The 22,973-nt window shown below is 37.4% G+C and carries 21 protein-coding genes, 2 pseudogenes and 1 other annotated feature; of the genes and pseudogenes, 19 read left to right on the top strand and 4 right to left on the bottom strand.

The genetic code is table 11. The annotated features are described in order from the left end of the window. Nucleotides 1-131: 131 nt before the first annotated feature. The 6 genes and pseudogenes from JOC31_RS05860 (at nt 132) to mmuM (ending at nt 5,984) form a co-directional block, all read left to right on the top strand. Nucleotides 132-647 (top strand): dihydrofolate reductase, encoded by a 516-nt coding sequence (locus JOC31_RS05860; RefSeq protein ID WP_205017229.1) that lies wholly within the window; start codon nt 132-134, stop codon nt 645-647. A gap of 207 nt (nt 648-854) precedes the next feature. Further along, a complete protein-coding gene (clpX, locus tag JOC31_RS05855; protein ID WP_205017228.1) occupies nt 855-2,081 on the top strand; it encodes an ATP-dependent Clp protease ATP-binding subunit ClpX in 1,227 nt (408 codons plus the stop codon). Nucleotides 2,082-2,091: 10 nt separating this feature from the next. Beyond that, nucleotides 2,092-2,691 (top strand): ribosome biogenesis GTP-binding protein YihA/YsxC, encoded by a 600-nt coding sequence (yihA, locus tag JOC31_RS05850; RefSeq protein ID WP_205009987.1) that lies wholly within the window; start codon nt 2,092-2,094, stop codon nt 2,689-2,691. 261 nt (nt 2,692-2,952) lie between these two features. After that, nucleotides 2,953-3,422: pseudogene (tnpA, locus tag JOC31_RS05845) on the top strand (IS200/IS605 family transposase). Nucleotides 3,423-3,658: 236 nt separating this feature from the next. Continuing rightward, nucleotides 3,659-5,035, top strand: coding sequence for an amino acid permease (locus JOC31_RS05840; protein WP_205017227.1), 1,377 nt, complete (start codon nt 3,659-3,661; stop codon nt 5,033-5,035). A 4-nt stretch (nt 5,036-5,039) separates the two neighbouring features. Beyond that, nucleotides 5,040-5,984, top strand: a complete 945-nt coding sequence (gene mmuM / locus JOC31_RS05835) for a homocysteine S-methyltransferase (protein ID WP_205017226.1) — start codon at nt 5,040-5,042, stop codon at nt 5,982-5,984. A gap of 48 nt (nt 5,985-6,032) precedes the next feature. On the opposite strand, the gene JOC31_RS05830 is transcribed toward mmuM, so the two are convergent. Further along, nucleotides 6,033-8,123: an ATP-dependent Clp protease ATP-binding subunit gene (locus JOC31_RS05830; RefSeq protein WP_205017225.1), complete on the bottom strand. Its 2,091-nt coding sequence runs from the start codon at nt 8,121-8,123 to the stop codon at nt 6,033-6,035. Between the two features lie 348 nt (nt 8,124-8,471). Then, nucleotides 8,472-8,608: a sequence feature (ribosomal protein L10 leader region), on the top strand. A gap of 31 nt (nt 8,609-8,639) precedes the next feature. On the opposite strand from JOC31_RS05830, the gene rplJ reads away from it, so the two are divergent. The 3 genes and pseudogenes from rplJ (at nt 8,640) to tnpA (JOC31_RS05815) (ending at nt 10,261) form a co-directional block, all read left to right on the top strand. Beyond that, nucleotides 8,640-9,143: a 50S ribosomal protein L10 gene (rplJ, locus tag JOC31_RS05825; RefSeq protein ID WP_205009762.1), complete on the top strand. Its 504-nt coding sequence runs from the start codon at nt 8,640-8,642 to the stop codon at nt 9,141-9,143. Between the two features lie 72 nt (nt 9,144-9,215). Next, nucleotides 9,216-9,581 carry a 50S ribosomal protein L7/L12 gene (gene rplL, locus JOC31_RS05820; RefSeq protein ID WP_205017224.1) on the top strand — a complete coding sequence of 122 codons (366 nt, stop codon included), beginning with the start codon at nt 9,216-9,218 and terminating at the stop codon, nt 9,579-9,581. A 210-nt stretch (nt 9,582-9,791) separates the two neighbouring features. Beyond that, nucleotides 9,792-10,261, top strand: a pseudogene (gene tnpA / locus JOC31_RS05815) (IS200/IS605 family transposase). Nucleotides 10,262-10,393: 132 nt separating this feature from the next. Here the strand turns inward: tnpA (JOC31_RS05815) and JOC31_RS05810 are convergent. Beyond that, nucleotides 10,394-11,764: a sensor histidine kinase gene (locus tag JOC31_RS05810; protein WP_205017223.1), complete on the bottom strand. Its 1,371-nt coding sequence runs from the start codon at nt 11,762-11,764 to the stop codon at nt 10,394-10,396. A gap of 18 nt (nt 11,765-11,782) precedes the next feature. After that, on the bottom strand, nt 11,783-12,481 hold the full coding sequence (locus JOC31_RS05805) for a response regulator transcription factor (RefSeq protein WP_205017222.1): 699 nt from the start codon (nt 12,479-12,481) through the stop codon (nt 11,783-11,785). A gap of 180 nt (nt 12,482-12,661) precedes the next feature. Between JOC31_RS05805 and JOC31_RS05800 the strand changes: the two genes are divergently transcribed. The 7 genes from JOC31_RS05800 to JOC31_RS05770 all read left to right on the top strand — a co-directional run bounded on the left by JOC31_RS05800 (nt 12,662) and on the right by JOC31_RS05770 (nt 18,312). After that, a complete protein-coding gene (locus JOC31_RS05800) occupies nt 12,662-12,775 on the top strand; it encodes a type A2 lanthipeptide (protein ID WP_205017221.1) in 114 nt (37 codons plus the stop codon). 158 nt (nt 12,776-12,933) lie between these two features. Further along, a complete protein-coding gene (locus JOC31_RS05795; RefSeq protein WP_205017220.1) occupies nt 12,934-13,842 on the top strand; it encodes an ABC transporter ATP-binding protein in 909 nt (302 codons plus the stop codon). 1 nt (nt 13,843) lies between these two features. Further along, a complete protein-coding gene (locus JOC31_RS05790; RefSeq protein WP_205017219.1) occupies nt 13,844-14,590 on the top strand; it encodes an ABC transporter permease in 747 nt (248 codons plus the stop codon). Nucleotide 14,591: 1 nt separating this feature from the next. Continuing rightward, entirely contained in the window at nt 14,592-15,326 is a 735-nt protein-coding gene (locus tag JOC31_RS05785) for an ABC transporter permease (protein ID WP_205017218.1), read from the top strand. A gap of 664 nt (nt 15,327-15,990) precedes the next feature. After that, complete coding sequence (locus JOC31_RS05780) at nt 15,991-16,416, top strand: YjdF family protein (RefSeq protein WP_205017217.1); 426 nt, start codon at nt 15,991-15,993, stop codon at nt 16,414-16,416. Between the two features lie 254 nt (nt 16,417-16,670). Continuing rightward, nucleotides 16,671-17,222, top strand: a complete 552-nt coding sequence (locus JOC31_RS05775; RefSeq protein WP_205017216.1) for a carboxymuconolactone decarboxylase family protein — start codon at nt 16,671-16,673, stop codon at nt 17,220-17,222. A gap of 19 nt (nt 17,223-17,241) precedes the next feature. Further along, on the top strand, nt 17,242-18,312 hold the full coding sequence (locus JOC31_RS05770) for an acyl-CoA dehydrogenase family protein (protein ID WP_205017215.1): 1,071 nt from the start codon (nt 17,242-17,244) through the stop codon (nt 18,310-18,312). 306 nt (nt 18,313-18,618) lie between these two features. Here JOC31_RS05770 and JOC31_RS05765 read toward each other — a convergent pair whose 3' ends face one another. After that, nucleotides 18,619-19,527, bottom strand: a complete 909-nt coding sequence (locus tag JOC31_RS05765; protein ID WP_205017214.1) for a polysaccharide deacetylase family protein — start codon at nt 19,525-19,527, stop codon at nt 18,619-18,621. A 125-nt stretch (nt 19,528-19,652) separates the two neighbouring features. Between JOC31_RS05765 and JOC31_RS05760 the strand changes: the two genes are divergently transcribed. The 3 genes from JOC31_RS05760 (at nt 19,653) to rarD (ending at nt 22,956) form a co-directional block, all read left to right on the top strand. Then, a complete protein-coding gene (locus tag JOC31_RS05760) occupies nt 19,653-20,939 on the top strand; it encodes a homoserine dehydrogenase (RefSeq protein ID WP_205017213.1) in 1,287 nt (428 codons plus the stop codon). A 276-nt stretch (nt 20,940-21,215) separates the two neighbouring features. Next, nucleotides 21,216-22,082 (top strand): homoserine kinase, encoded by an 867-nt coding sequence (gene thrB, locus JOC31_RS05755; RefSeq protein ID WP_205017212.1) that lies wholly within the window; start codon nt 21,216-21,218, stop codon nt 22,080-22,082. Next, on the top strand, nt 22,072-22,956 hold the full coding sequence (gene rarD / locus JOC31_RS05750; protein ID WP_205017211.1) for an EamA family transporter RarD: 885 nt from the start codon (nt 22,072-22,074) through the stop codon (nt 22,954-22,956). The genes thrB and rarD overlap by 11 nt, the downstream gene beginning before the upstream one ends. Nucleotides 22,957-22,973 lie beyond the last annotated feature (17 nt).

Genomic DNA, 22,973 nt, shown 5'->3' with positions numbered 1-22,973 from the left:
TTTATCCTTTGACAAATATCTAAGCCGACTACTTTAGGTCAAAAAAGGTTCTGTCGTTCAGAAAATGAAATGGAGTATCTCATGCGTTTGTCGTGGCTTTTTAAAAAATAATTTGCTAAAATAGAATCATTATGATTCAGGAAACGAAAAAGAAAAAAATAGTTGCTATTTGGGCAGAAGACGAGGCAGGACTCATCGGAGTTGATGGCGGTATGCCGTGGCATTTACCCAAAGAGTTAAAACATTTTAAAGAAACAACAACTGGGCATGCTATTCTTATGGGTCGTGTGACTTTTGATGGCATGAATCGCCGCTTATTACCTAACCGTCAAACGCTGATTTTGACGCGAGATGAGCAGTATGACGTCGATGGTACCAGCGCCTTTACCTCACCAAGTGATGTCCTTACTTGGTTTGAACAGCAAGACAAGAATCTTTACATTGTTGGAGGTGCTGGGGTCTATAATAGTTTTGCACCTTATTTTGATGAAATCATCAAAACAGTTGTTCACGGGACTTTTCAGGGAGATACTTATGCACCAGATGCGGTGGATTGGTCGAGCTATCATTTAGCGTCAGAATCCTTCTATGAAAAAGATGAGAAGAATCCCTATGATTTTACCGTCTATACCTATTTGAAAAAGTAGAGAGGTCATTATGCAAAGAAGTATTTTTGGGGTCTTTACAGCATTCTTATTTATTATTTGTATCTTATGTGCTATTCCAGCTTTTCGTAAGCATCGTTATGGCTTAGGTGCTTTTTTTCTGTTGAATGCTTTTACAAACATCGTTAATACGATTCACGCCTTTTACGGCACCCTATTTTAAAAAATTAGATTAGATAAGAGGAAAAAATGGCAAATAGAACACACGATATTACCGTCAATTGCTCTTTCTGTGGTAAAAACCAAGATGAAGTTAAAAAGATCATTGCAGGAAACAATGTTTTTATCTGTAATGAGTGCGTTGCCTTATCACAAGAAATTATTCGAGAGGAAACTGCTGAGGAAGTCTTAGCTGATTTAGCAGAAGTTCCAAAACCAAAGGAGCTACTTGAAACCCTTAATCAATACGTTGTTGGACAAGACCGTGCCAAACGTGCCCTATCAGTAGCTGTTTACAATCACTATAAGCGTATCAGCTTTACTGAGAGTCGTGATGACAATGATGTTGAATTGCAGAAATCCAATATTCTTATGATTGGTCCGACTGGATCAGGGAAAACCTTCTTAGCGCAGACATTGGCAAAAAGTCTCAATGTTCCATTTGCGATTGCAGATGCGACATCGCTGACAGAGGCTGGTTATGTTGGTGAGGACGTTGAAAATATTCTGTTAAAATTGATCCAGGCAGCCGACTTTAACATTGAACGTGCGGAACGTGGTATCATCTACGTTGATGAGATTGATAAAATTGCCAAAAAAGGTGAGAACGTCTCTATCACTCGTGATGTTTCTGGTGAAGGTGTTCAACAAGCCCTTCTTAAGATTATCGAAGGAACTGTGGCTAGCGTTCCACCACAAGGTGGTCGTAAGCACCCTAACCAAGAAATGATTCAAATTGATACGAAAAATATTCTCTTCATCGTGGGTGGAGCTTTTGACGGTATCGAGGATATTGTTAAACAACGTATGGGTGAGAAGGTTATCGGATTTGGTCAATCAAGTAAAAAAATCGATGACGATTCTTCTTACATGCAAGAAATCATTTCAGAAGATATTCAAAAATTCGGTCTCATTCCAGAATTTATTGGACGCTTGCCAGTCTTGGCTGCTCTTGAGCAGTTGACAGTTGACGACTTAGTGATGATCTTAACTGAGCCTAGAAATGCCTTGGTAAAACAATACAAAGCCTTGCTATCTTACGATAATGTCGATCTTGACTTTGACCAAGAGGCGCTTGAAGCCATTGCTGCTAAGGCTATTGAACGTAAGACAGGGGCGCGTGGTTTACGTTCAATTATTGAAGAGACCATGCTTGATGTGATGTTTGAGATTCCCAGCCAAAGCGATGTTAAAAGTGTTCGTATCACCAAATCAGCGGTTGAAGGCTTAGATAAGCCGGTTATTGAAACAGTATAAGGGGAGCTAAATGGCAGAAGAACAGGTTTTAAACACACATAATGCCTCTATTCTTTTGAGCGCAGCCAACAAGTCGCACTATCCGCAAGATGACCTACCAGAGGTCGCCTTAGCTGGACGTTCAAATGTTGGAAAATCTAGTTTTATCAATACCCTTTTGGGACGCAAAAACTTAGCACGCACCTCAAGTAAACCAGGTAAGACGCAGCTGCTCAATTTCTACAATATTGATGATAAATTACGATTTGTCGATGTTCCTGGCTATGGCTACGCTAAAGTGTCAAAAACTGAGCGTGCCAAATGGGGTAAAATGATTGAAGAGTATCTCGTCACACGAGATAATCTCCGTGTAGTGGTCAGTCTTGTTGATTTACGTCACGACCCCTCTCAAGATGATATTCAAATGTATGAATTTTTAAAATATTATGAGATTCCTGTTATTGTTGTTGCCACTAAGGCGGATAAAATCCCACGTGGGAAATGGAACAAGCACGAGTCAGCAATCAAGAAAAAATTAAACTTTGATAAAAATGATCATTTCATCGTCTTTTCATCGGTTGACCGTACAGGACTTGATGAATCATGGGATACCATTTTATCGGAGTTATAATGAAGAAGCTATCCTAAAAGGGAGTCTATCATGATGTTTGAGAGCCTTCTTTTAGCAGTTATAGAAAAATGGCCTTTGTTTTAGACAAGCGCCATTTTTTTATTATGGCTTCGAGCCAGTTTTTCTCTGAGAGAAAAACAAGAAAACCACCAGCTATGCTGGTGGCTGATAAGACTTTGAGCTTCCATTTATTTTTCCTGTATAATCTAAGTGTTCAGGTCAGATAAGGAGGAGTAAACTAGTCCAGTGGACTAGTTTAGCATGGCAAAAACCAGTTACAGTTTATCACACACGAAATGGATGTGCAAATATCACATCGTTTTCACACCAAAATATCGCCGTAAGGTGATATAATACAAGGTTCGAGAGGATCTGATAAGTATTATTCGTCAACTTTGTCAATATAGAGGAGTTGAAATTATTGAAGGACATATGATGCCCGACCATGTTCATATGCTTGTTCTTATCCCACCAAAACTTGCGATTTCCGATTTTATAGGATATTTAAAAAGCAAGAGTTAATTGATGATATTTGATAAGCATGCCAATCTGAAATATAAGTATGGAAATCGTAAGTTTTGGGCAAGAGGGTATTACGTCGGTACGGTCGGACTGAACGAAAAAACTGTTGCGAAATACATACGAGACCAGGAGAGAGATGACATTGCTCTTGATTCTTGAGTGTAAAAGAATATGAAGATCCATTTTCAGATGGAGGCTTTAGAACATGATAAAAGCCCGTTGTTACGGGCATTAGTCTAGTAATCAAGCAAGACCTGAACAACGTTCAGCAAGCGTCTTTAGACGCTGCTGGTTTTCAACGCCTTACAGGCGGTGTACAAGCCACCCGTTTTCACGGGTGGTTATGACTGGTTATAGTTTTTGCCTAATGACTCATAGTTTCTGCCTATTACCCAAGCAAGGCATATTATGATAAGATGAAACTATTAGTTTTTTGGAGGTAATTATGGAAAATCATCGTTATGAAGATGAAGGAAAATTTCAACGTAAAATGACCAGTAGGCATTTGTTTATGCTGTCACTTGGTGGTGTCATAGGAACAGGTCTCTTTTTGAGTTCAGGTTATACGATTGCTCAAGCAGGCCCACTGGGTGCTATTTTATCTTACTTTATTGGTGCCATCGTGGTTTACTTAGTGATGTTATCCTTAGGTGAGTTAGCAGTTGCTATGCCCGTGACAGGCTCTTTTCATACCTATGCGACTAAGTTTATCAGTCCTGGGACTGGTTTTACAGTAGCTTGGCTTTATTGGATTTGTTGGACAGTAGCACTTGGAACGGAGTTTTTGGGGGCAGCCATGTTGATGCAGCGTTGGTTCCCGCAAGTTCCGGCTTGGGCTTTTGCGACCTTCTTTGCCTTGGTTATTTTTGGCTTAAATGCCTTGAGTGTTCGCTTCTTTGCCGAAGCTGAGTCTTTCTTTTCAAGTATTAAAGTTATTGCTATCTTGATTTTTATTATCTTAGGCTTAGGAGCCATGTTTGGCTGGGTGAGTTTTGACGGACAACATAAGGCTATCTTGTTTACTCATTTAACGGCTAACGGAGCTTTTCCAAATGGCTTTGTAGCTGTCGTTTCAGTTATGTTAGCAGTTAACTATGCCTTTAGTGGGACAGAATTGATTGGGATTGCAGCAGGAGAAACCGATAATCCACAAGAAGCCGTACCACGTGCTATTAAGACGACAATTAGCCGTTTGGTTATCTTCTTTGTATTGACTATTGTGGTCTTGGCTTCTCTGTTACCAATGAAAGAAGCAGGAGTATCGTCAGCCCCCTTTGTTGATGTATTTGACAAGATGGGAATTCCTTACGCAGCAGATCTGATGAACTTTGTTATTTTAACGGCGATCTTATCTGCTGGTAATTCAGGTCTTTATGCCTCAAGTCGTATGCTCTGGTCCCTGGCCAATGAAGGGATGCTTTCAAAATCAGTTGTTAAGATTAACAATCATGGTGTTCCGATGAGAGCTCTTCTCTTATCGATGGCAGGTGCTGTATTGTCACTCTTTTCAAGTATCTACGCAGCAGATACAGTGTACTTGGCACTGGTTTCCATCGCAGGTTTCGCAGTTGTAGTGGTTTGGTTGGCGATTCCGATTGCTCAGATCAATTTCCGTAAATCATTTTTGAAGGAGCATTCCTTGGAGGAGTTGGCTTATAAGGTACCTTTTACACCAGTACTTCCTTACCTAACAATTATCCTTCTGGTCATTTCGATTATCGGAATTGCGTGGGATAGCTCGCAACGTGCAGGTCTTTATTTTGGTATTCCTTTCATTGTGGTTTGTTATCTTTACCACAGATTACGTTATAAGAAATGGTGAATCAATGTCTCGATTAAAAGAACTTTTAAATAATAAAGCACCGCTTATTTTACACGGTGCTCTCGGAACGGAACTTGAACAAAGAGGTTATGATGTCTCTGGGAAACTCTGGTCTGGCAAGTATTTGATTGAAAATCCTATGGCAATCCAGGAGATTCACGAGGATTATATTCGCGCAGGAGCTGATATTGTGACGACATCAACCTATCAAGCGACCTTTCCAGGTTTAGCAGAAGTAGGAGTATCCTCAGCGAAAGCTGCAGAATTAATTAAGTTAACGGTTCATCTTGCGAAGGCAGCAAGAGATCGTGTTTGGAACAGCCTATCTGATGAAGAGAAATCTAAGCGCCCTTATCCGTTGATTTCAGGAGATGTGGGACCTTATGCCGCTTATTTAGCAGATGGTTCTGAGTACACTGGAGATTATAAGATTGATAAAGAAAGCTTGAAGGACTTCCATCGTCTTCGCATCCAGATACTACTTGATGAAGGAGTAGATCTCTTAGCTTTAGAAACTATTCCCAATGCCATTGAGGCTCAGGCTTTGATAGAGTTGTTGAGAGACGAGTTTCCCCAAGCAGAAGCCTACCTATCTTTGACCTCACAAGATGGTAAAACCCTGTCTGATGGGACAGAGGTAGGAGACATTGCACATCTGGTTGATTTGAGCGATCAAGTTCTCGCTGTTGGTATTAATTGTTCAAGCCCACTAGTGGTTGCGACATTTTTACAAGAACTTAGACAAGAAACCAAGAAACCATTGGTTACTTATCCAAATTCAGGAGAGGTTTATGATGGTGCGACTCAGTCTTGGACGGAAAGCCCTGTTCAATCACAAACCCTTTTGGAAAGTACCACAGCATGGCAAAGCCTAGGTGCAAAAATTGTCGGTGGTTGTTGTCGGACACGACCGGCAGACATTGCCAGCTTGGCAGCTCATTTACATTAAATACTCAAAAAGAGTTGGAAACCACTTGGTCTTCAACTCTTTTTTGTTTTATTCTGTGATGTAGATTTGTCCCTTATTGACATCTGCCTTAAGATGTTTAGCTTCTGTATGATCAAGGTAATAGTCTGTGATGCGATCTCTAATTTCTTGTTCAATCACACGACGTAGAGGACGTACCCCCATTGCCTTGTCATAGCCAAGCTCGATTAAATGCTCCTTAGCAGCATCAGAGACATCAAGCGTGATGCCTTTCTTGGCAATTGTTTGGTTAACATCGTCTAACATCAGATTGACGATATCTTTCAAATCTTCTTTACTTAAGTGAGTAAATTCCACTACCGCATTGAAACGGTTAAGGAACTCTGGACGGAAGAAAGGAGAGATACGTGTCATGATATCGCCTTTTTCGTCTTCGTTATCGAAGGTTTCATAACCAAATCCAGCATTTGAAGTAGCGATAATCACAGTGTTTTTAAAGTTAACCGTATTGCCTTGCCCGTCAGTCAAATGCCCATCGTCTAAGACTTGAAGAAGGAGGGTAATAACTTGAGGATCAGCCTTTTCGATTTCATCTAATAGAATAATCGCATAAGGATTCCGACGAACACGCTCAGTCAATGTATTGCTATTGTCATCGTATCCGACGTAACCAGCAGTAGCACCAATCAATTTTGAAACGGCAGTACGGTCGCTATATTCCGACATATCGAGTCGAATAATCGCTTTCTTAGATCCAAACATATCAAGTGCTAGCTGTTTTGCTAATTCTGTTTTACCAACCCCTGTAGGACCGACGAACAAGAAACTACCGATAGGACGGTTACCATCATCAAACCCAGCACGATTACGTCTAATAGCACGTGAAACAGCTTCGACAGCACGATCTTGACCGATAATCTTACCCTTAAGGCGACTATCGATTTCTTTTAATCGCTCAATATCACTCGCTCCCATATTAGAGACAGGAACCCCTGTCAGGCGTTCTACTGATTCGGCGATATCGTTGACAGTAGCAGTAGCTTTCTGAGTTTCAGAATGTTCTCCAAGTTGTTTTTCTAATTCTTGGATACGGGTTTTGGCATTGAGAGCAGCTTCATAATCTTCATTTTCAACAGCCTTTTCTTGTTTTTCTTTTTCGGCTGTGATTGCTTCTTCGAGGGATTTGACGTCAGTTACAGGATGTTGTGCTGCAAGATGGGCAGCAGTCATATCAAGCAAATCAATGGCCTTATCTGGTAAGCTACGTTGAGGAATGTATTGGACAGAATAGTCAACAGCAGCCTTTAGAACATCATCTGGAAGGACAATGTTGTGGTGACTTTCGTATAGGCTACGAATACCTTTTAAGATTGTTAACGTGTTTTCGGCGGACGGAGCATTTACCTTAACTTCATTGAATCGACGTGCCAAAGCAGCATTTTTCAAAATGGTGTTACGATACTCATCTTGAGTAGATGCACCGACCAATGTTAATTCACCACGTGAAAGAGCCGGTTTTAGAATATCAGCGAGCCCTTTGGAACCAGCGTCGCCACCAGTTGAACCTGCGCCTAAGATTTGGTGGATTTCATCAAAGAAGAGGATAATATTACCAGCTTCTTTAACTTCTGTCATCAGATTTTGAATGTTTTCTTCAAAAGAACCACGGTATTGAGTTCCAGCCTCTAGACCAGAGATATCGATGGAAATAAGCTCTTTATTTTTAATAGCCGCTGGGACATCACCATTGACAATAGCTTGAGCGAGTCCTTCAACAACGGCAGTCTTACCAACGCCGGCATCCCCAACAAGAACAGGGTTATTTTTAGTACGACGTGCTAGAATCTCAGCTGTTTCTTGAATTTCCTTGTTACGGCCGATAACAGGATCTAACTTACCTTGTCTAGCCAGTTCAGTCATATTGGTACCTAATTTCGCTAGGATTCCATCAGATTTAGGAGTAGTAGGCGTTTGTTTAATCTCTTCATTACCAGGAAGTTTTCCGGTATTACGATAGTGTTCGAACTCTTCTGGAGTGATCTCGCGACCGTTTATCATATAACGGCGTTTTTCTGAGTTATATCCTCCCATGTTTCCCATTAATTGATTAAAAATGTCATCCATATTTCCAAAAGGATCTCTGTTATAAAAGTTTGACATAAAAAACACCTCGTTTCAATTTGTACAATAATACTATTTAATAATAGTAGTCCGAAAGTTGTTCCCCAGTTCTTTACTCGTAAAATCACAGTAGAGAGGTCATATTTGGGGTTTCTTTTATATTTCCCATCCAACCTTCTGATACTATTGTATTACTTATTTGCAAATAAGTCAACAAAAAAGCTATAAAATAATACTATAATACCATTCCACCAGAAATAAATCCTACTTGACTAATCTCTTTAATATTTTCGTTTGAAAGATTATTAATGAAAGAAATAAAAAAATAGTATTTTTTTTTGCTAAAAAGTGTTGACAGTATATCGAATACGTGATATTATAAATGAGGTTTTGTAATAAAACTGACCTAAGACAGCAGGGGAGCAGTGCTCATAATATTCCTGCCGAGGCACAAAACGTAACTATAAATTTGTAACGTATTGTACTTTCGTGTCTAGGTTTAGGTGCGATTTTTTTGTGCCTAGCCCAAAAATAATTACGGAGGTAAAACTAAAAATGAGTGAAGCTATTATTGCTAAAAAAGCTGAACAAGTCGAAATTGTTGCTGAGAAAATGAAAGCTGCAGCATCTATCGTCGTTGTTGACTCACGTGGTCTTACTGTTGAGCAAGATACTGTACTTCGTCGTAATCTTCGTGAAAACGATGTTGAGTTCAAAGTTATCAAAAACTCAATCTTGACTCGTGCAGCTGAAAAAGCAGGTCTTGATGATCTTAAAGAACTTTTTGTTGGACCATCTGCAGTAGCATTTTCTAACGAAGACGTTATCGCACCAGCTAAAGTTATTAACGATTTTGCTAAAGACGCAGAAGCACTTGAAATCAAAGGTGGTGCAATCGAAGGCGCTGTTTCTTCAAAAGAAGAAATCCAAGCTCTTGCAACATTGCCAAACCGCGAAGGTATGCTTTCTATGCTCCTTTCTGTTCTTCAAGCGCCAGTGCGCAACGTTGCATACGCTGTCAAAGCTGTTGCAGAAAGCAAAGAAGACGGTGCTGCATAAGCATCTCTTCAAAACAAGTAGCTTAGGCTACGCAATTATTTAACATTTAATTTATATTTGGAGGAAATCACAATGGCATTGAACATTGAAAACATTATTGCTGAAATTAAAGAAGCTTCAATCCTTGAATTGAACGACCTTGTAAAAGCTATCGAAGAAGAGTTTGGCGTAACTGCTGCTGCTCCTGTAGCTGCTGTAGCTGGACCTGCTGATGCTGGTGCTGCTAAAGATTCATTCGACGTTGAATTGACTTCAGCTGGCGACAAAAAAGTTGGCGTTATCAAAGTTGTACGTGAAATCACAGGCGAAGGTCTTAAAGAAGCTAAAGCTCTTGTTGACGGTGCACCATCAGTTCTTAAAGAAGGTGTTTCTGCAGCAGAAGCTGAAGAACTTAAAGCTAAACTTGAAGAAGCTGGAGCTTCAGTTACTCTTAAATAATAAGGTAACTACGCAAGTAGCCTAAAAATATAATAAAACCGCTATTCTTCGGAATAGTGGTTTTCTTGTTTTTCTCTCAGAGAAAAACAAGAAAATCACCAGCTATGCTGGTGGCTGACAAGGCTTTGAGCTTCCATTTATTTTTCCTGTATAATCTAAGTGTTCAGGTCAGATAAGGAGGAGTAAACTAGTCCAGTGGACTAGTTTAGCATGGCAAAAACCAGTTACAGTTTATCACACACGAAATGGATGTGCAAATATCACATCGTTTTCACACCAAAATATCGCCGTAAGGTGATATAATACAAGGTTCGAGAGGATCTGATAAGTATTATTCGCCAACTTTGTCAATATAGAGGAGTTGAAATTATTGAAGGACATATGATGCCAGACCATGTTCATATGCTTGTTCTTATCCCACCAAAACTTGCGATTTCCGATTTTATGGGATATTTAAAAAGCAAGAGTTCATTGATGATATTTGATAAGCATGCCAATCTGAAATATAAGTATGGGAATCGTAAGTTTTGGGCAAGAGGGTATTACGTCGGTACGGTCGGACTGAACGAAAAAACTGTTGCGAAATACATACGAGACCAGGAGAGAGATGACATTGCTCTTGATTCTTGAGTGTAAAAGAATATGAAGATCCATTTTCAGATGGAGGCTTTAGAACATGATAAAAGCCCGTTGTTACGGGCATTAGTCTAATAATCGGCTCTATAATATCTGTAGTGGGTGAATCTCATTCAGATATTGTAGGACTTTTTGACGGTATGCAAACATACTAATCTTAGTATGTTTTTTGTATATTAATCTACAGTTGTAGTTTTTTGAAGTGGAAGCATTATTGTAGTTTGGAAGTATTTGCCTTGCTCACTGGTAATTTCCATACTTCCACCATGGAGAGCAACAATTTGGTTAGAAATTTTTAAGCCCATACCACTTCTACGAACTCCTGATATATCAAAATTGAATTTTTCAATTTTATTAATACTTTTAAGTCTATCTGAAGAAGTACCAACTCCATTATCTCGTACAGTAACAGAAAAACCATTCTCTCTTAGATGTTTAATAATAATTTGAATATCACAGCCTGAGTGGTTATGTAACACTGAATTATAAATAAGATTATGAATAACTCTTGAAATAAGAGCCCCTTCTACATACATTTTTTTATCAACTAATTTGTTATCAGGGACAAATTCAAAATTGAATTCATCCCAGATTTCTTGATTTATAATTTGGATTAATATTTCTTTGAAGAAAGGTACAATGTCAATAATTTCCTGTTTTAATTTTAAATTACCATTTGTTAGTCTAGCAAAAATATTTAAGTCATTAAGCAAATTTTGAATATAATGACTTTCAACTAAAGTAGGTTTTAAGTGTTTTAGTAAGTTAGAATCTTTTGTTTTTTCAATTGCTAGAGACGTGTTAGATACAATTACTGACAAAGGTGTTTTAATATCGTGAGCAATTCCAGAAATCCAATTTTCTTTAAATTCCTCATTTTCACGAAGTTTTTGGTTTGCAGAATTAATAGCAAGTGTCAATTTGTCGAGTTCTCTCACCGACCTAACCTGAGAGAGTTCACCATTTGGTAGTTTTATAATTGCATCAATAATTGGTTTAATATTTCTATTTACGAAAGTAATACTGTATATGTATAGTAATAAACAGAATAAAATATTAGCAAAAATAATTGCTAGCAAGATGATAGGAATTATTTGTATCCTTTTCAGATCAAAATAATTATTACTGTATCTAATTATACTATCTTTAGGAAATGCAATAATGTAAATATCCCCATCATCATCTTTTATTTGAGTAAAAACAGGATAATCTTCTAAGTAAAAGCGAGAAAATCGAATTACATCAGCAAAATCAAATTGACTATTAATCTCTTTTGGTTTATCAATACTGAACTTTTCCTTACCGCTATTTTTATCAATAATCATAATCCACAAATCATTTTTATCAATTAACTGTTTAGCTGCAGGACTAACAATATAATTACCATTTGATAAATTAATCTCAGAAGATACCGTCTCAATAATATTTGAGGCAGATTGTTGACTTCGAATATAGTTAGCAGCAATACTTAAAAGGGTAATATCAACTATAATAATAAACATAAATGATAAGATGAATCTTAGTATATTCTTTTTGAAAATATTCATAATATATACCTTAAATATTTAAATAATAAGCTTATAACCAAGGCCCTTGACTGTAATTAAATGATTGGGTTTAGAAGGTGTGATCTCGATTTTTTCTCTAATATTTCGAATATGGACCATAAGAGATTTTTCATACCCGAAACTTTCAATACCCCAAACAGTGTCACAAATAGTTTCAGTAGACACAATATAATTTTTATTAGCGTATAGTTTACGAAGAATCTGGATTTCTGTAGGTGTTAAGGATAGATTTTTACCATTTTTTTTGACACTTGCATTATTTAAATCTATAGTGCAGTTAGTTAATTCAATCAATTCAGATTCATCTTTATAGGATCTTCTCAATAGTGCAATAATCCTATAGGTTAAAGTTTTAGGAAGAAATGGCTTTGTAACATAATCGTCACCTCCAGAATCAAGCCCCTTTATTTCATCATCTGGATTGTTTTTTGCAGTTAAAAATATAATTGGAACATCAGAAGACTTTCTAACATATTTAGAAAGCAAGTATCCTTCACCATCTGGGAGCATAACGTCTAAAATTATTAAATCAATATGTGATACAGAGAAAATATCAATTCCCTCGCTAATACTGTAGGCACAGCTAATCTTCTTGAAACCTCGATTAACGAGTACTTCTTTTATAGAATCGTTCAATGCAATATCATCATCTACTATTAGTATACGCTTATTCAATAACTGTTCTTCAAAGTTCATGCAATCACCTCTAAATGTTTGTTAAAATTATATCACAAAAATTGTACTAAAAAATCTTAAAATTAAATTTATGTTTTCTTAACTCTAGCTTTAAGTTGTAATCGTAAAATGAACTCGTAACAAGGAGAGGATAACTAATCCAGAAACTAAATTATCCTAAACAGAAAGGAGAAACCAATTATGCAAAAGCAACAAGAATTAGTTGAAACTATCCGAGAACTCAGTCTCGAGGAACTCGATCAGATTATTGGTGCTGGGAAGAAAGTTGGTGATGGTATACAAAGATACTCATAAGAATCTTATGGAAACAAATCTAAGTTATAGAAAATTTATCGAGTCTAAGATTTAAGGTAAACTTTTCTCTGTCTTAATGTTATCTTTAACTTAGATGGATATAATTATAGTATAAAGAAAGGGTCTTAAAAGTTGAGACTTAGCAAAGGTGAGTAAAAATGAAAAATGTTATTGAACTCCATAACTTATCAAAAGTCTACAAAGAGGTTACAACTGTAGACTTGGAAACAATTACGGTCCGAGAAGGAGAGATTTACGGTTTTCTCGGTCCAAATGGTGCAGGTAAGACGACAACCATGAAAATGATACTGTCTCTAGTTACTCCAACTTCAGGAAAGATACTAGTTAATGGTCGAGATACTAAAAAAGATAAGACATACCTAGATCAGATTGGCTCAATGATTGAAGAACCATCTTATTATCCTAATCTGACGGGTTATGAAAATCTACTGGTTTTTCAAAAAATGCTAGGATTTGATGAAGAAGCGATTTGGCCGACCTTGGAATTGGTAGGACTATCAGAGGAGAAAAATCGCAAAAAACTAGTTAAAAATTATTCTCTAGGAATGAAGCAACGCTTGGCGTTAGCTTTTGCACTGGTTAAGAAACCTAAGATTCTGTTACTTGATGAACCAACTAATGGACTTGACCCCGCTGGTATTCACGAAATTCGTGAATTGATTGTAAAATTGGCAAAAGAAGAAGGATTAACAGTCTTTATTTCTAGTCATATCCTACCAGAGATTGAACATATTGCTGATCGAGTAGGTATTATCAATCGCGGTCGTCTAGTGTACGAAGGGGAAATTGAAGCCATTAAATCAAATACATGGATTGAAATTGGGGGAGATTTTTCGCATCAAAATATCGTTCAAAGCTTAGTCGAGTTTGATTTAGTAGAGGTTTTAGGTGTTTCTGCTAGTCATGTTAAACTAAGTAATATGGAAAACAGCCAATTGGCAGATCTTGTCAGCTATTTAACAGGAAATGGCTATCGTATTTTCCGCGTGGTCAGAGAAAGCGAAACACTAGAAGATATTTTCCTATCCTTAACGAAGGAGGCGTAAGATGAAAGGTATTTTTATTGAGTGGTTAAAAAGTAAACGTACAAAATCTTTTTCCATAGTTACTATTCTGATGCTGGTTGCTACACTATGGAATATTGCGACCTTTATGTCGGTTTTGTCTTCTCATCCAGATCTTAGAAACGTAGGTACCCTATTCAGTAATCAAAATGTCAATCTTCTGATGTTGCCTATTGCAATTTGTGTATTTGCAACTCGTATTGTAGCCAATGAACGGGAAGGACAGACTTTCAAACTTCAAGCAGCAAATGGACAAAGCCTGTTAGGTATTTTTTACCATAAATTCCTATTTATAATGGTATTCTTTGCTATTATGTTTGTTATCGAAATTGTCATCATTTATCTTTTTGGAACACAGACGGGAATTTCAATTCCTTTGCAGATTATTGGTATTCAATTTGTAGGGCAGATGCTTGCAATTTTTTCGCTAACTTGCCTTTATCTGACCTTAGCGATGATTTTGGAAAAGCAAGGACTGTTGTTAGCATTAGGTTTGTTAGGTGGTTTTCTAGGAATCCTCCTAAACCCAAGAAGTTACAGTTTTGTAAGTTTACTCAATCCCCTTACAGGTTCAGGGAGCCTAGCACCTTATAAATATCAATTCCTTGGTGAAGGGACATTTACTTATAATTTAGATGAACAGTTGATTTTGAAATTTATTGCTTACACCTTTTATTGCTTGGTGTTATTCATTATTGCTAAAATCATTATAGGAAAGAGAGTGGATTAAGATGAAAAGTTATTTCTTGGCTGAGTGGAAAAAAACTCGAAAAGTTCAGCTTTTAACGATTGGTATTACCTTCTTAAGTTTTTCTAGTTTTATTGGCTTAGGGATTTATTTTGCTAATCGATCTGTCTTGATTGATGGAACACAGTCTCTCATCTTGTGGGGGCAGTTGACTTTTTATTACAGTACTTTGCTTTATCCTCCTATGTTAGCAATTATTACGGGGTTATTACTTGTTCCTGAATTCGAGAGAAAAACTCTCGAAATGTTAAAGGCAAATCAAGTTTCAATGCATAAATTATATTTAGGAAAAATATTCAGTGGTTTTCTTATTATTCTTCCGATTCAATTTCTACTGTTGCTGGTTTTCTTTGTCACAGCAAAAATTGACGGTATTTCATTTGATCTCAGTTTGACAACTCATGTTAAATGGATTGCTTTGTCACTTTTATCCTCACTCCCAATCATTACCCTTCAGTCTTATGTGACAGTAAAAACTAGGAATTTTAGCAAAGCTATAGGGATCGCTACAATTGGAAGTATGATTAACTTTGTCCTTATTTTTATCAATGAAGGTTTGACAAAGTTTTTCCCTTATTCTCAACCGATGATTGCTCTTAGAAGTAGAGCACTAGAAGTAATGTCTTGGAATGATAGTATTTTACTTCTAGTGATTAATGTATTATTTAGTTTGATTTTCTATATCTTAACTGTTAATACCTTAAGAAGCAATGATTAAGAATTAAATAACATTATCAAACTAGAAGGAAAGTTTAGTTAAATGAGTCTCGACTAATCTAAATAGAGTGTCATCGTAACAACTTCCCTTCCTCAAAATTTTTTTTGCCAATTTGGCATAAAATTCATTATTCGTTCAAAACTCAGCTATAATTTTAATAGGAGTGAACGATGTGTAGGCGTGTCAAAGATTGAAAATGGTAAAAGACGATTATCTATTGATTATTTACTTGATCTAACAGATTACCCTTATCGCCTAGCAATGAAAACATACTAATCTTAGTATATTTGCATACCGTCAAAAAGCTCTATAATGTCTGAATGAGATTTATCCACTATGTTTTGTCACTTACAGTATAGTCCTTTAATATTCGATATTATCATTATCGTTGGTATAAATAATTCTATTATATTGCTTTGAAAACCCAGTATACAAAGTTTATTAAATTGCATAATAATTTAAGTTCAATAGGAAGTATTATGGAACAACCAACGTTGATAATTAGACCATTATACGATTACGTGATTTCGGAGCGGCTATTTAAAAAATTATTACAAAGGATGCCGTACGCAATTACTGAATTTATTCGTGGAGGACACAATGTAATCTATGAATTCCCTAAATTAATAGGTAGTTCTATCGCTCGTTTTATTTAGGAAAGATTATGAAATTAACTGTTTTTTTTGAGAACGCTTTTTGGTATGGCTTAATTGAATATATGGATAATAATCATTATAAAGTTATTAAACATCTATTTGGTAGTGAACCTAAAGATTTTGAGATTTTTGAATTTATTTATGAAAAATTGCCTCGTCTTATAGATGAAAATAATAAGATTGTAGTGTCGTCTTCTGCGATAAAATCAGTACCAAAAGATAAAAAAATCAATCCCAAAAGAATGCAAAGGGAGATAAATAAAGCAAAAAACAAGCCGGTAGTATCTACTAAAGCACAAATGGAATTATCCAAGGTTCATGAATTGATAAAGAAAGAAAAAAGAGCACATAGAAAAAAGTATAAAGAAGAAATGAAAGAGCGTCAATTTCAGTTAAAGAAAGAAAAACGCATGGAGAAAAGAAAAGGACACTAACAATATTGACTCTTTGTCAACTATAGTGGGTTGACTTATAATCAGCAGCGAGAGAGAATCAGATGGGTTCTCTTTTTGCTAGTTGTCCATCAAGACCTTCTCTGCAGGCAATCGTTTTTGCTAGTTATCAGATAGGCAGTTCACTTGAGTTATTGGCTATAAATTTTTCTTATAGTGGGCTATAAGAAATTTAGATTATGCAAGCTTCTAGTGGCGTGTTAAGATAGTATCAATCAATTAGATGAGGTGAAACAATGTCACAATTTACAATTCATACTATCGAAACAGCACCAGAAGAAGTGAAAGATGTTCTTCGTACCGTTAAAGAAGATAATGGTGGTTACATTCCGAACTTGATTGGTTTGCTTGCAAATGCGCCAACAGCACTTGAAACCTATCGCACAGTGGGTGCTATCAACCGTCGTAACTCATTGACACCTACAGAACGTGAGGTTGTTCAGATAACAGCCGCTGTCACAAATGATTGTGCTTTCTGTGTTGCAGGACATACAGCTTTTTCAATTAAACAGATTCAAATGGCTCCTAATCTTCTAGAAGCTCTACGAAATGCAACACCGATTGATGATGATCCAAAATTAGATACTTTAGCTAAATTTACCATTGCTGTTATGAATACTAAAGGTCGTGTTGGAGACGAAGCTTTGGCAGATTTTCTTGAAGCGGGTTACACACAACAAAATGCCCTTGATGTTGTCCTTGGTGTTAGCTTGGCAACGCTTTGCAACTACGCTAACAACCTAGCAAGCACACCGATTAATGACGAATTGAAACAATACGCTAAATAAAGAAGCAAAGGAGATGCCTATGGGCTATTTATCAAAAGAGTTTGTAGAGTGGTTAGAAGAAAACGCTCAGGTTATCGACCAAGAATCTGGTGAGATAGCTGACCAACTATTGGAGAAGATTGCTGCTGAAGGTATCTTCAAAATCGGTTTACCAGAATCTCTTGGAGGAGATGGGGCTGACAAGACCAAGGTTGTTGATTCCTTGTCAGAATTAGCTCGCTATTCATTGACTGCCTCTTTTATTGGATGGGGACAAAGAACCTTTATTGAAACGGTATTGGCGAGTGAGAATGACTATCTGATCGATAATTGGTTGGATGATTTGGTAACAGGACGATTGTCTGCAGGAACAGGGTTATCAAACGCCACTAAATTTCTTTCTCAGATTGAAGAGCTCAATGTTACGATTTTTGAAAGAGATGGTAAACGTTATCTCAGAGGTCGTTTACCTTGGGTAACTAATCTTCGTTCAGATTATTTTACAGCTAGTTTTGTAGCTGGTTACCAAGATAATAGTAAAAATCCTGTGGCTCTTGTCATTCCATCTACTGCTGAAGGTTTGAAACGCTCTAAAGATCTTGAATTTGTGTCTTTACAAGGGGGCAATACAGCAACTTTGACCTTTAATGATGTGGAATTAGATGATCGCTGGGTTCTATCTGAAAATGGTACTGAATTCTTGGCTGATATTAGACCAGAATTCTTAGGTTATCAGTTTGGTTTGGCTTTTGGTTTGGCAGAGCGTTCGCTTGATGAAGTTGAGCAATCGCTTAATAGCAGCCGTTCTGTCCTAGAAGGTGAGTGGCAGGCGACAAAACAGCAGTTGGAAGCTATCCGTCAACCTCTCTATAAAGGTTTGCAGACTGACGGTTACTTTATTGAAAATCCTAAAGAACTGTTCCAGTTGCGCATAGACATTGTTGATGTTGTTGCTAGTGCTTTATTGCTTGAACTTCAAGCAGGTGGCGGTAGAGCTTACTTTAAACACTCAAGTTCTAGTTTCACACGTCGCTGGAATGAAGGTGCCTTTCTTCCAATTGTATCCCCAAGTGCTGTCCAATTACGTCATATTTTAGCTGAAATCGCCTAGACAAGGTGGCTCTTTCATGATAAGATTGACTAAATTCTAAAGTGAGGTTAATCTTTTGTCACAAAAACCATCAAGTTCATTGTCCTATCAATACCTTTCCTCTTTCATCTTTATTACACTTTATTTCATTGGTATGATACGTGGCATTATGCGAGGCAATATTGTAATGGCTAGTCTATGGGGAGTCTTGTTAGTGATTAACATCAGCTACCTCATCTATTATTGGAAGAAAATAAGCAAAAACCAAGATAGCTCTAAGTAATCAGCTTAGAGCTATCTTGGTTTGGTGGCTTAGTTTGAAAAAATCTAGTTAGTAGTTATTTCTTGAAGAAGGCTGTCTGCAGTAGTGGTCGGTAACATCCGAACACGATTTAGGCTAAGTAGCCCATCGTCTTTACTGGCTAAACCTTCGTTAGTTGTAACGCCTAGCGAGTAGTTGTTAGATGCTAGAGACAGGGTTGTGTCAGAGTAGCGACCCGCTGGATAGGCGATTGCCATGACATCCTTATTGAGAGTTGTTTGAAGGTAATCGTCGGATTGGCTAATTTCAGATCTTTGCGTGTCAGTACTAGATACTTCTAAGTCTGGGTGTGTGACCGTGTGGCTTTCTATGGACATTCCATTAGACTGCATTTCTAACATTTGCTCAGGAGTATAGTAGCCTTTGGTACTATCTTGGACATAGCCTGTAATAGCAAAGCTGGTGGCTTTGACTTGGTATTTTTTCATGATAGGGTAAGCATTGCTATAAAAATCCCAAAGACTGTCATCAAATGTTAGCCAAACTATCTTGTCATTCCCGTTGGGGAGTACATTTTCTGTAAGAACCTTATAGGCCTCTTCAGGGGTTAGGAAATAGTAACCAGCCTCAACCATAGCTTTGATTTGACTCTCAAAATTTGTTGGGTCAATGATGAGATTTGCATTTTGTGACTCCTCGGGAGCCATGACATGAATGGCGTGATACATCAATATAGGAAATTTGATGGTATCTACTTGTTTAACCCATTCCACCTGTTGACTATCACTCTGAGAAGAGGAACTTTGACTTTGGCTTGAGTTTGAACTTGTAGTTACTGATGTCGATGTATTTGACGTCGTGTTTTTTGTTTTTTTTAGGTAGATATTGCCTGCGACTGTAAGGCAAATGACAATGGCGATTGCTAACAGACAATTTAATACTATTAACAGTTTATTTTTCTTAGATTTGAGCATGGAGACCTCCTGATGGTATTACTGCTCTATTATAGCACAAATAAAAATTATTTTTTTCTGTAAATTCAGATAATATTTTGGTATAATGTTAAGAAATATCATTGTATCTTACAAAGGAGAATTTCATGTCTATTAAAATTGGTTTACTAGGTTTTGGTACCGTTGCAAGTGGTATCCCGTTCTTGCTCAAGGAAAATGGAGACAAGATTGTCGCAGCAGCAGGTACTGATCTTGAGATTGCCAAGGTCTTGGTTAAAGATGATGATGAAAAAAATCGTCTTGTTGCGGCAGGCCACGATTATAACTTTGTTACAGCAATTGATGAAATTCTAACAGATAATGACATTTCAATCGTTGTTGAATTGATGGGACGTATCGAGCCAGCTAAGACCTTTATCACACGCGCTTTGGAGGCAGGTAAACACGTGGTATCTGCCAATAAGGACTTGATTGCGGTTCACGGAAAAGAGTTAATTAGCCTTGCTCAAGATAAAGGTGTGGCTTTCTATTATGAGGCAGCAGTTGCTGGTGGTATCCCGATTTTACGTACGCTAGCGAACTCATTGACATCTGATAAAGTAACTCGTATTTTGGGTGTGCTTAACGGAACATCGAACTTCATGATGACCAAAATGGTTGACGAAGGCTGGACTTATGAAGCAGCACTTCAAAAAGCGCAAGAACTTGGTTATGCTGAAAGTGATCCAACAAATGACGTAGAAGGTATTGATGCTGCCTATAAAGCAGTTATCCTCAGTCAGTTTGGATTTGGAATGACTATTGATTTTGAAGATGTTGCTCACAAAGGGATCACGACTATCACACCAGAAGACGTTGCTGTCGCTCAAGAATTAGGTTACGTTATCAAACTAGTCGGAGATATTCGTGAAGTTGAGTCAGGTATCTCAGCTGAGGTTTCTCCAACCTTCCTACCAAAAGATCACCCACTAGCTAGCGTCAATGATGTTATGAATGCTGTGTTTGTAGAGTCGATTGGTATCGGTGAATCAATGTACTATGGTCCTGGAGCAGGTCAAAAACCAACTGCAACTTCTGTTACTGCTGATATTGTGCGTATTGCTCGTCGTGTGACAGATGGAAATGTTGGTAAATTGTTCAACGAATTTAGTCGTCCAACACAATTGGCAAATGCAGAAGATGTGAAAAGTAACTACTATTTTGCAATCGATACAGCAGATGAAAAAGGTAAAATTCTTCGTTTAGCAGAGATCTTCAACTCAGAGGATATCTCATTTGAGCAAGTTCTTCAACAAAAAGCTAACGGAACAACTGCACGTATTGTCATCATCACACATTCTCTTTCAAAAACACAATTGGAGGCTGTTACAGCTAAACTCAATGCTGTTGAAGATTTCACGATTGTAAATACTTTGAAGGTGTTGGGAAACTAGACAGCTTTCTTTGATTGGGATGATCTTATTGTAAATAAGAGATAAAGACTTAGGTATAGGGGTTATCTCTAGATTACAGTTGATTTTATTGTTAGCTTTTAGTAGCAGGTTTTATGCGACAAAGTATGGCTAATTGTAGTGATAAAGGTCACTTTACAATTACCTTCTACCAGCAAAATTGCAAGCGTGAGAGGCTGGGAAGTTTTCCCAACCTCTCTTATGTTACATAGAAAAGGAGATGTAGGAGAGTCTTTACTAGCTTTCCTCTTAGTACTTATGAAAATTATTGTTCCAGCAACTTCAGCGAATATCGGACCAGGATTTGATTCTGTAGGTGTTGCTTTGTCAAAATACTTGATTATTGACGTTTTAGAAGCTAGCGATACTTGGTTTGTGGATCATGATCTTGGAGATGATATCCCAAATGATGAAAATAATCTCTTGTTATCTGTTGCTCTTAAAGTAAAGAGCGATCTGACACCCCACCGTCTGAAAATGGTCTCTGACATTCCGCTCGCACGTGGTTTAGGGTCTTCTTCGTCAGTAATTGTGGCAGGTATTGAATTGGCTAATCAGCTTGGCCAACTGGAGTTGAGTGATGAAGATAAGTTGACTATCGCAACAGAAATTGAAGGACATCCAGATAATGTCGCGCCAGCAATTTTTGGTAATTTAGTGGTGTCGTCCTATGTTGATCAAACGGTCAATAGTATTGTTGCAGATTTCCCAGAAAGTTCATTTATTGCTTTCATCCCTAACTATGAGTTGAAAACATCTGATTCTCGTGGCGTGTTGCCATCAGAGCTTTCTTACAAAGAAGCTGTAGCTGCTTCATCTATTGCTAATGTAGCAATCGCAGCGCTTTTCTCAGGAGACTTGGAAAAAGCCGGCCAAGCGATTGAAGGAGATCTTTTCCATGAGCGATATCGTCAGCAATTGGTTAAGGAATTTGCAAGGATTAAGGCAATTGGTCAAGAAAATAATGCCTACGCAACATACCTTTCTGGTGCTGGTCCGACAGTTATGGTCCTTGCTCCAAAATCTGTTGAAAATGATATCAAGTCAGCAATTGATGCTTTGGATCTTGATGGAGAAACCTTCTTATTAGAAGTTGATAAAGAAGGTGTACAAGTTGTCGACTAAACAAAAAGGGTTACTTTTAGCCTTAGGCACCTATTTAATGTGGGGGTTTTTATCTCTATTTTGGAAGCAACTCAGCCATGTCAATGCCTATAATACCTTTTCTTATCGTATTATTTGGACCTTAGTGACCATGTTAGTTTATATGGTATTGGCTAAAAAAAAGGATAAGTATCAGTCAGAGATAGCAGACCTCATATCTAGTCGTAAGAATCTCGCAATGATGCTATTAGCTAGTGTTCTGATTGCGACAAACTGGCTAGTCTATATCTATGCGGTCGGTAACGGTCAGGCAACCGAGGCAAGCTTGGGGTATTATATCTTACCCTTGTTTTCGGTAGTCTTATCCTTAGTTTTTCTTAAGGAAAAGTTGTCGATGTGGACCTGGATTTCAGTCTTTATCGCCGTGACTGGTGTGGGTCTTTTAGTGGCCAATACAGGTAGTTTACCAGTCATTTCACTGATTTTAACCATCAGTTTTGGTCTATATGGTTTTGTGAAAAAAGGCGTTAAACTATCTAGTGATGTTGCCATGCTCGTAGAAGCGGTAGTCATTGCACCTTTTGCTTTGGTATATCTCATCTTTTTTAGCAAGGAAAGTTTTCTAGATTATAGTTTGTATGAAAACTTCCTATTGATTATTTCGGGTGCTGTCACAGCGATTCCTCTTTTGTTGTTTGCTGAAGCGGTCAAGCGCGCTCCACTTAATCAAGTTGGTTTTATTCAATACATCAATCCAACCATTCAACTATTGATTGCTATCTTTATTTTTGGAGAAACCATTACAATAGGTGAATTAAAAGGTTTTGTCTGCATTTGGCTAGCGATCGGAATTTTTATTTTGGGTCAAGTGGTAGAGTTGAGACAACGAAAATAGATAACTCGTATCCTAGA

The organism is Streptococcus saliviloxodontae, assembly GCF_016908655.1.
Classification (GTDB): domain Bacteria; phylum Bacillota; class Bacilli; order Lactobacillales; family Streptococcaceae; genus Streptococcus; species Streptococcus saliviloxodontae.
Note: the sequence above shows the minus strand (reverse complement) of the source record. Positions and strands in the feature narration are given on the sequence as shown.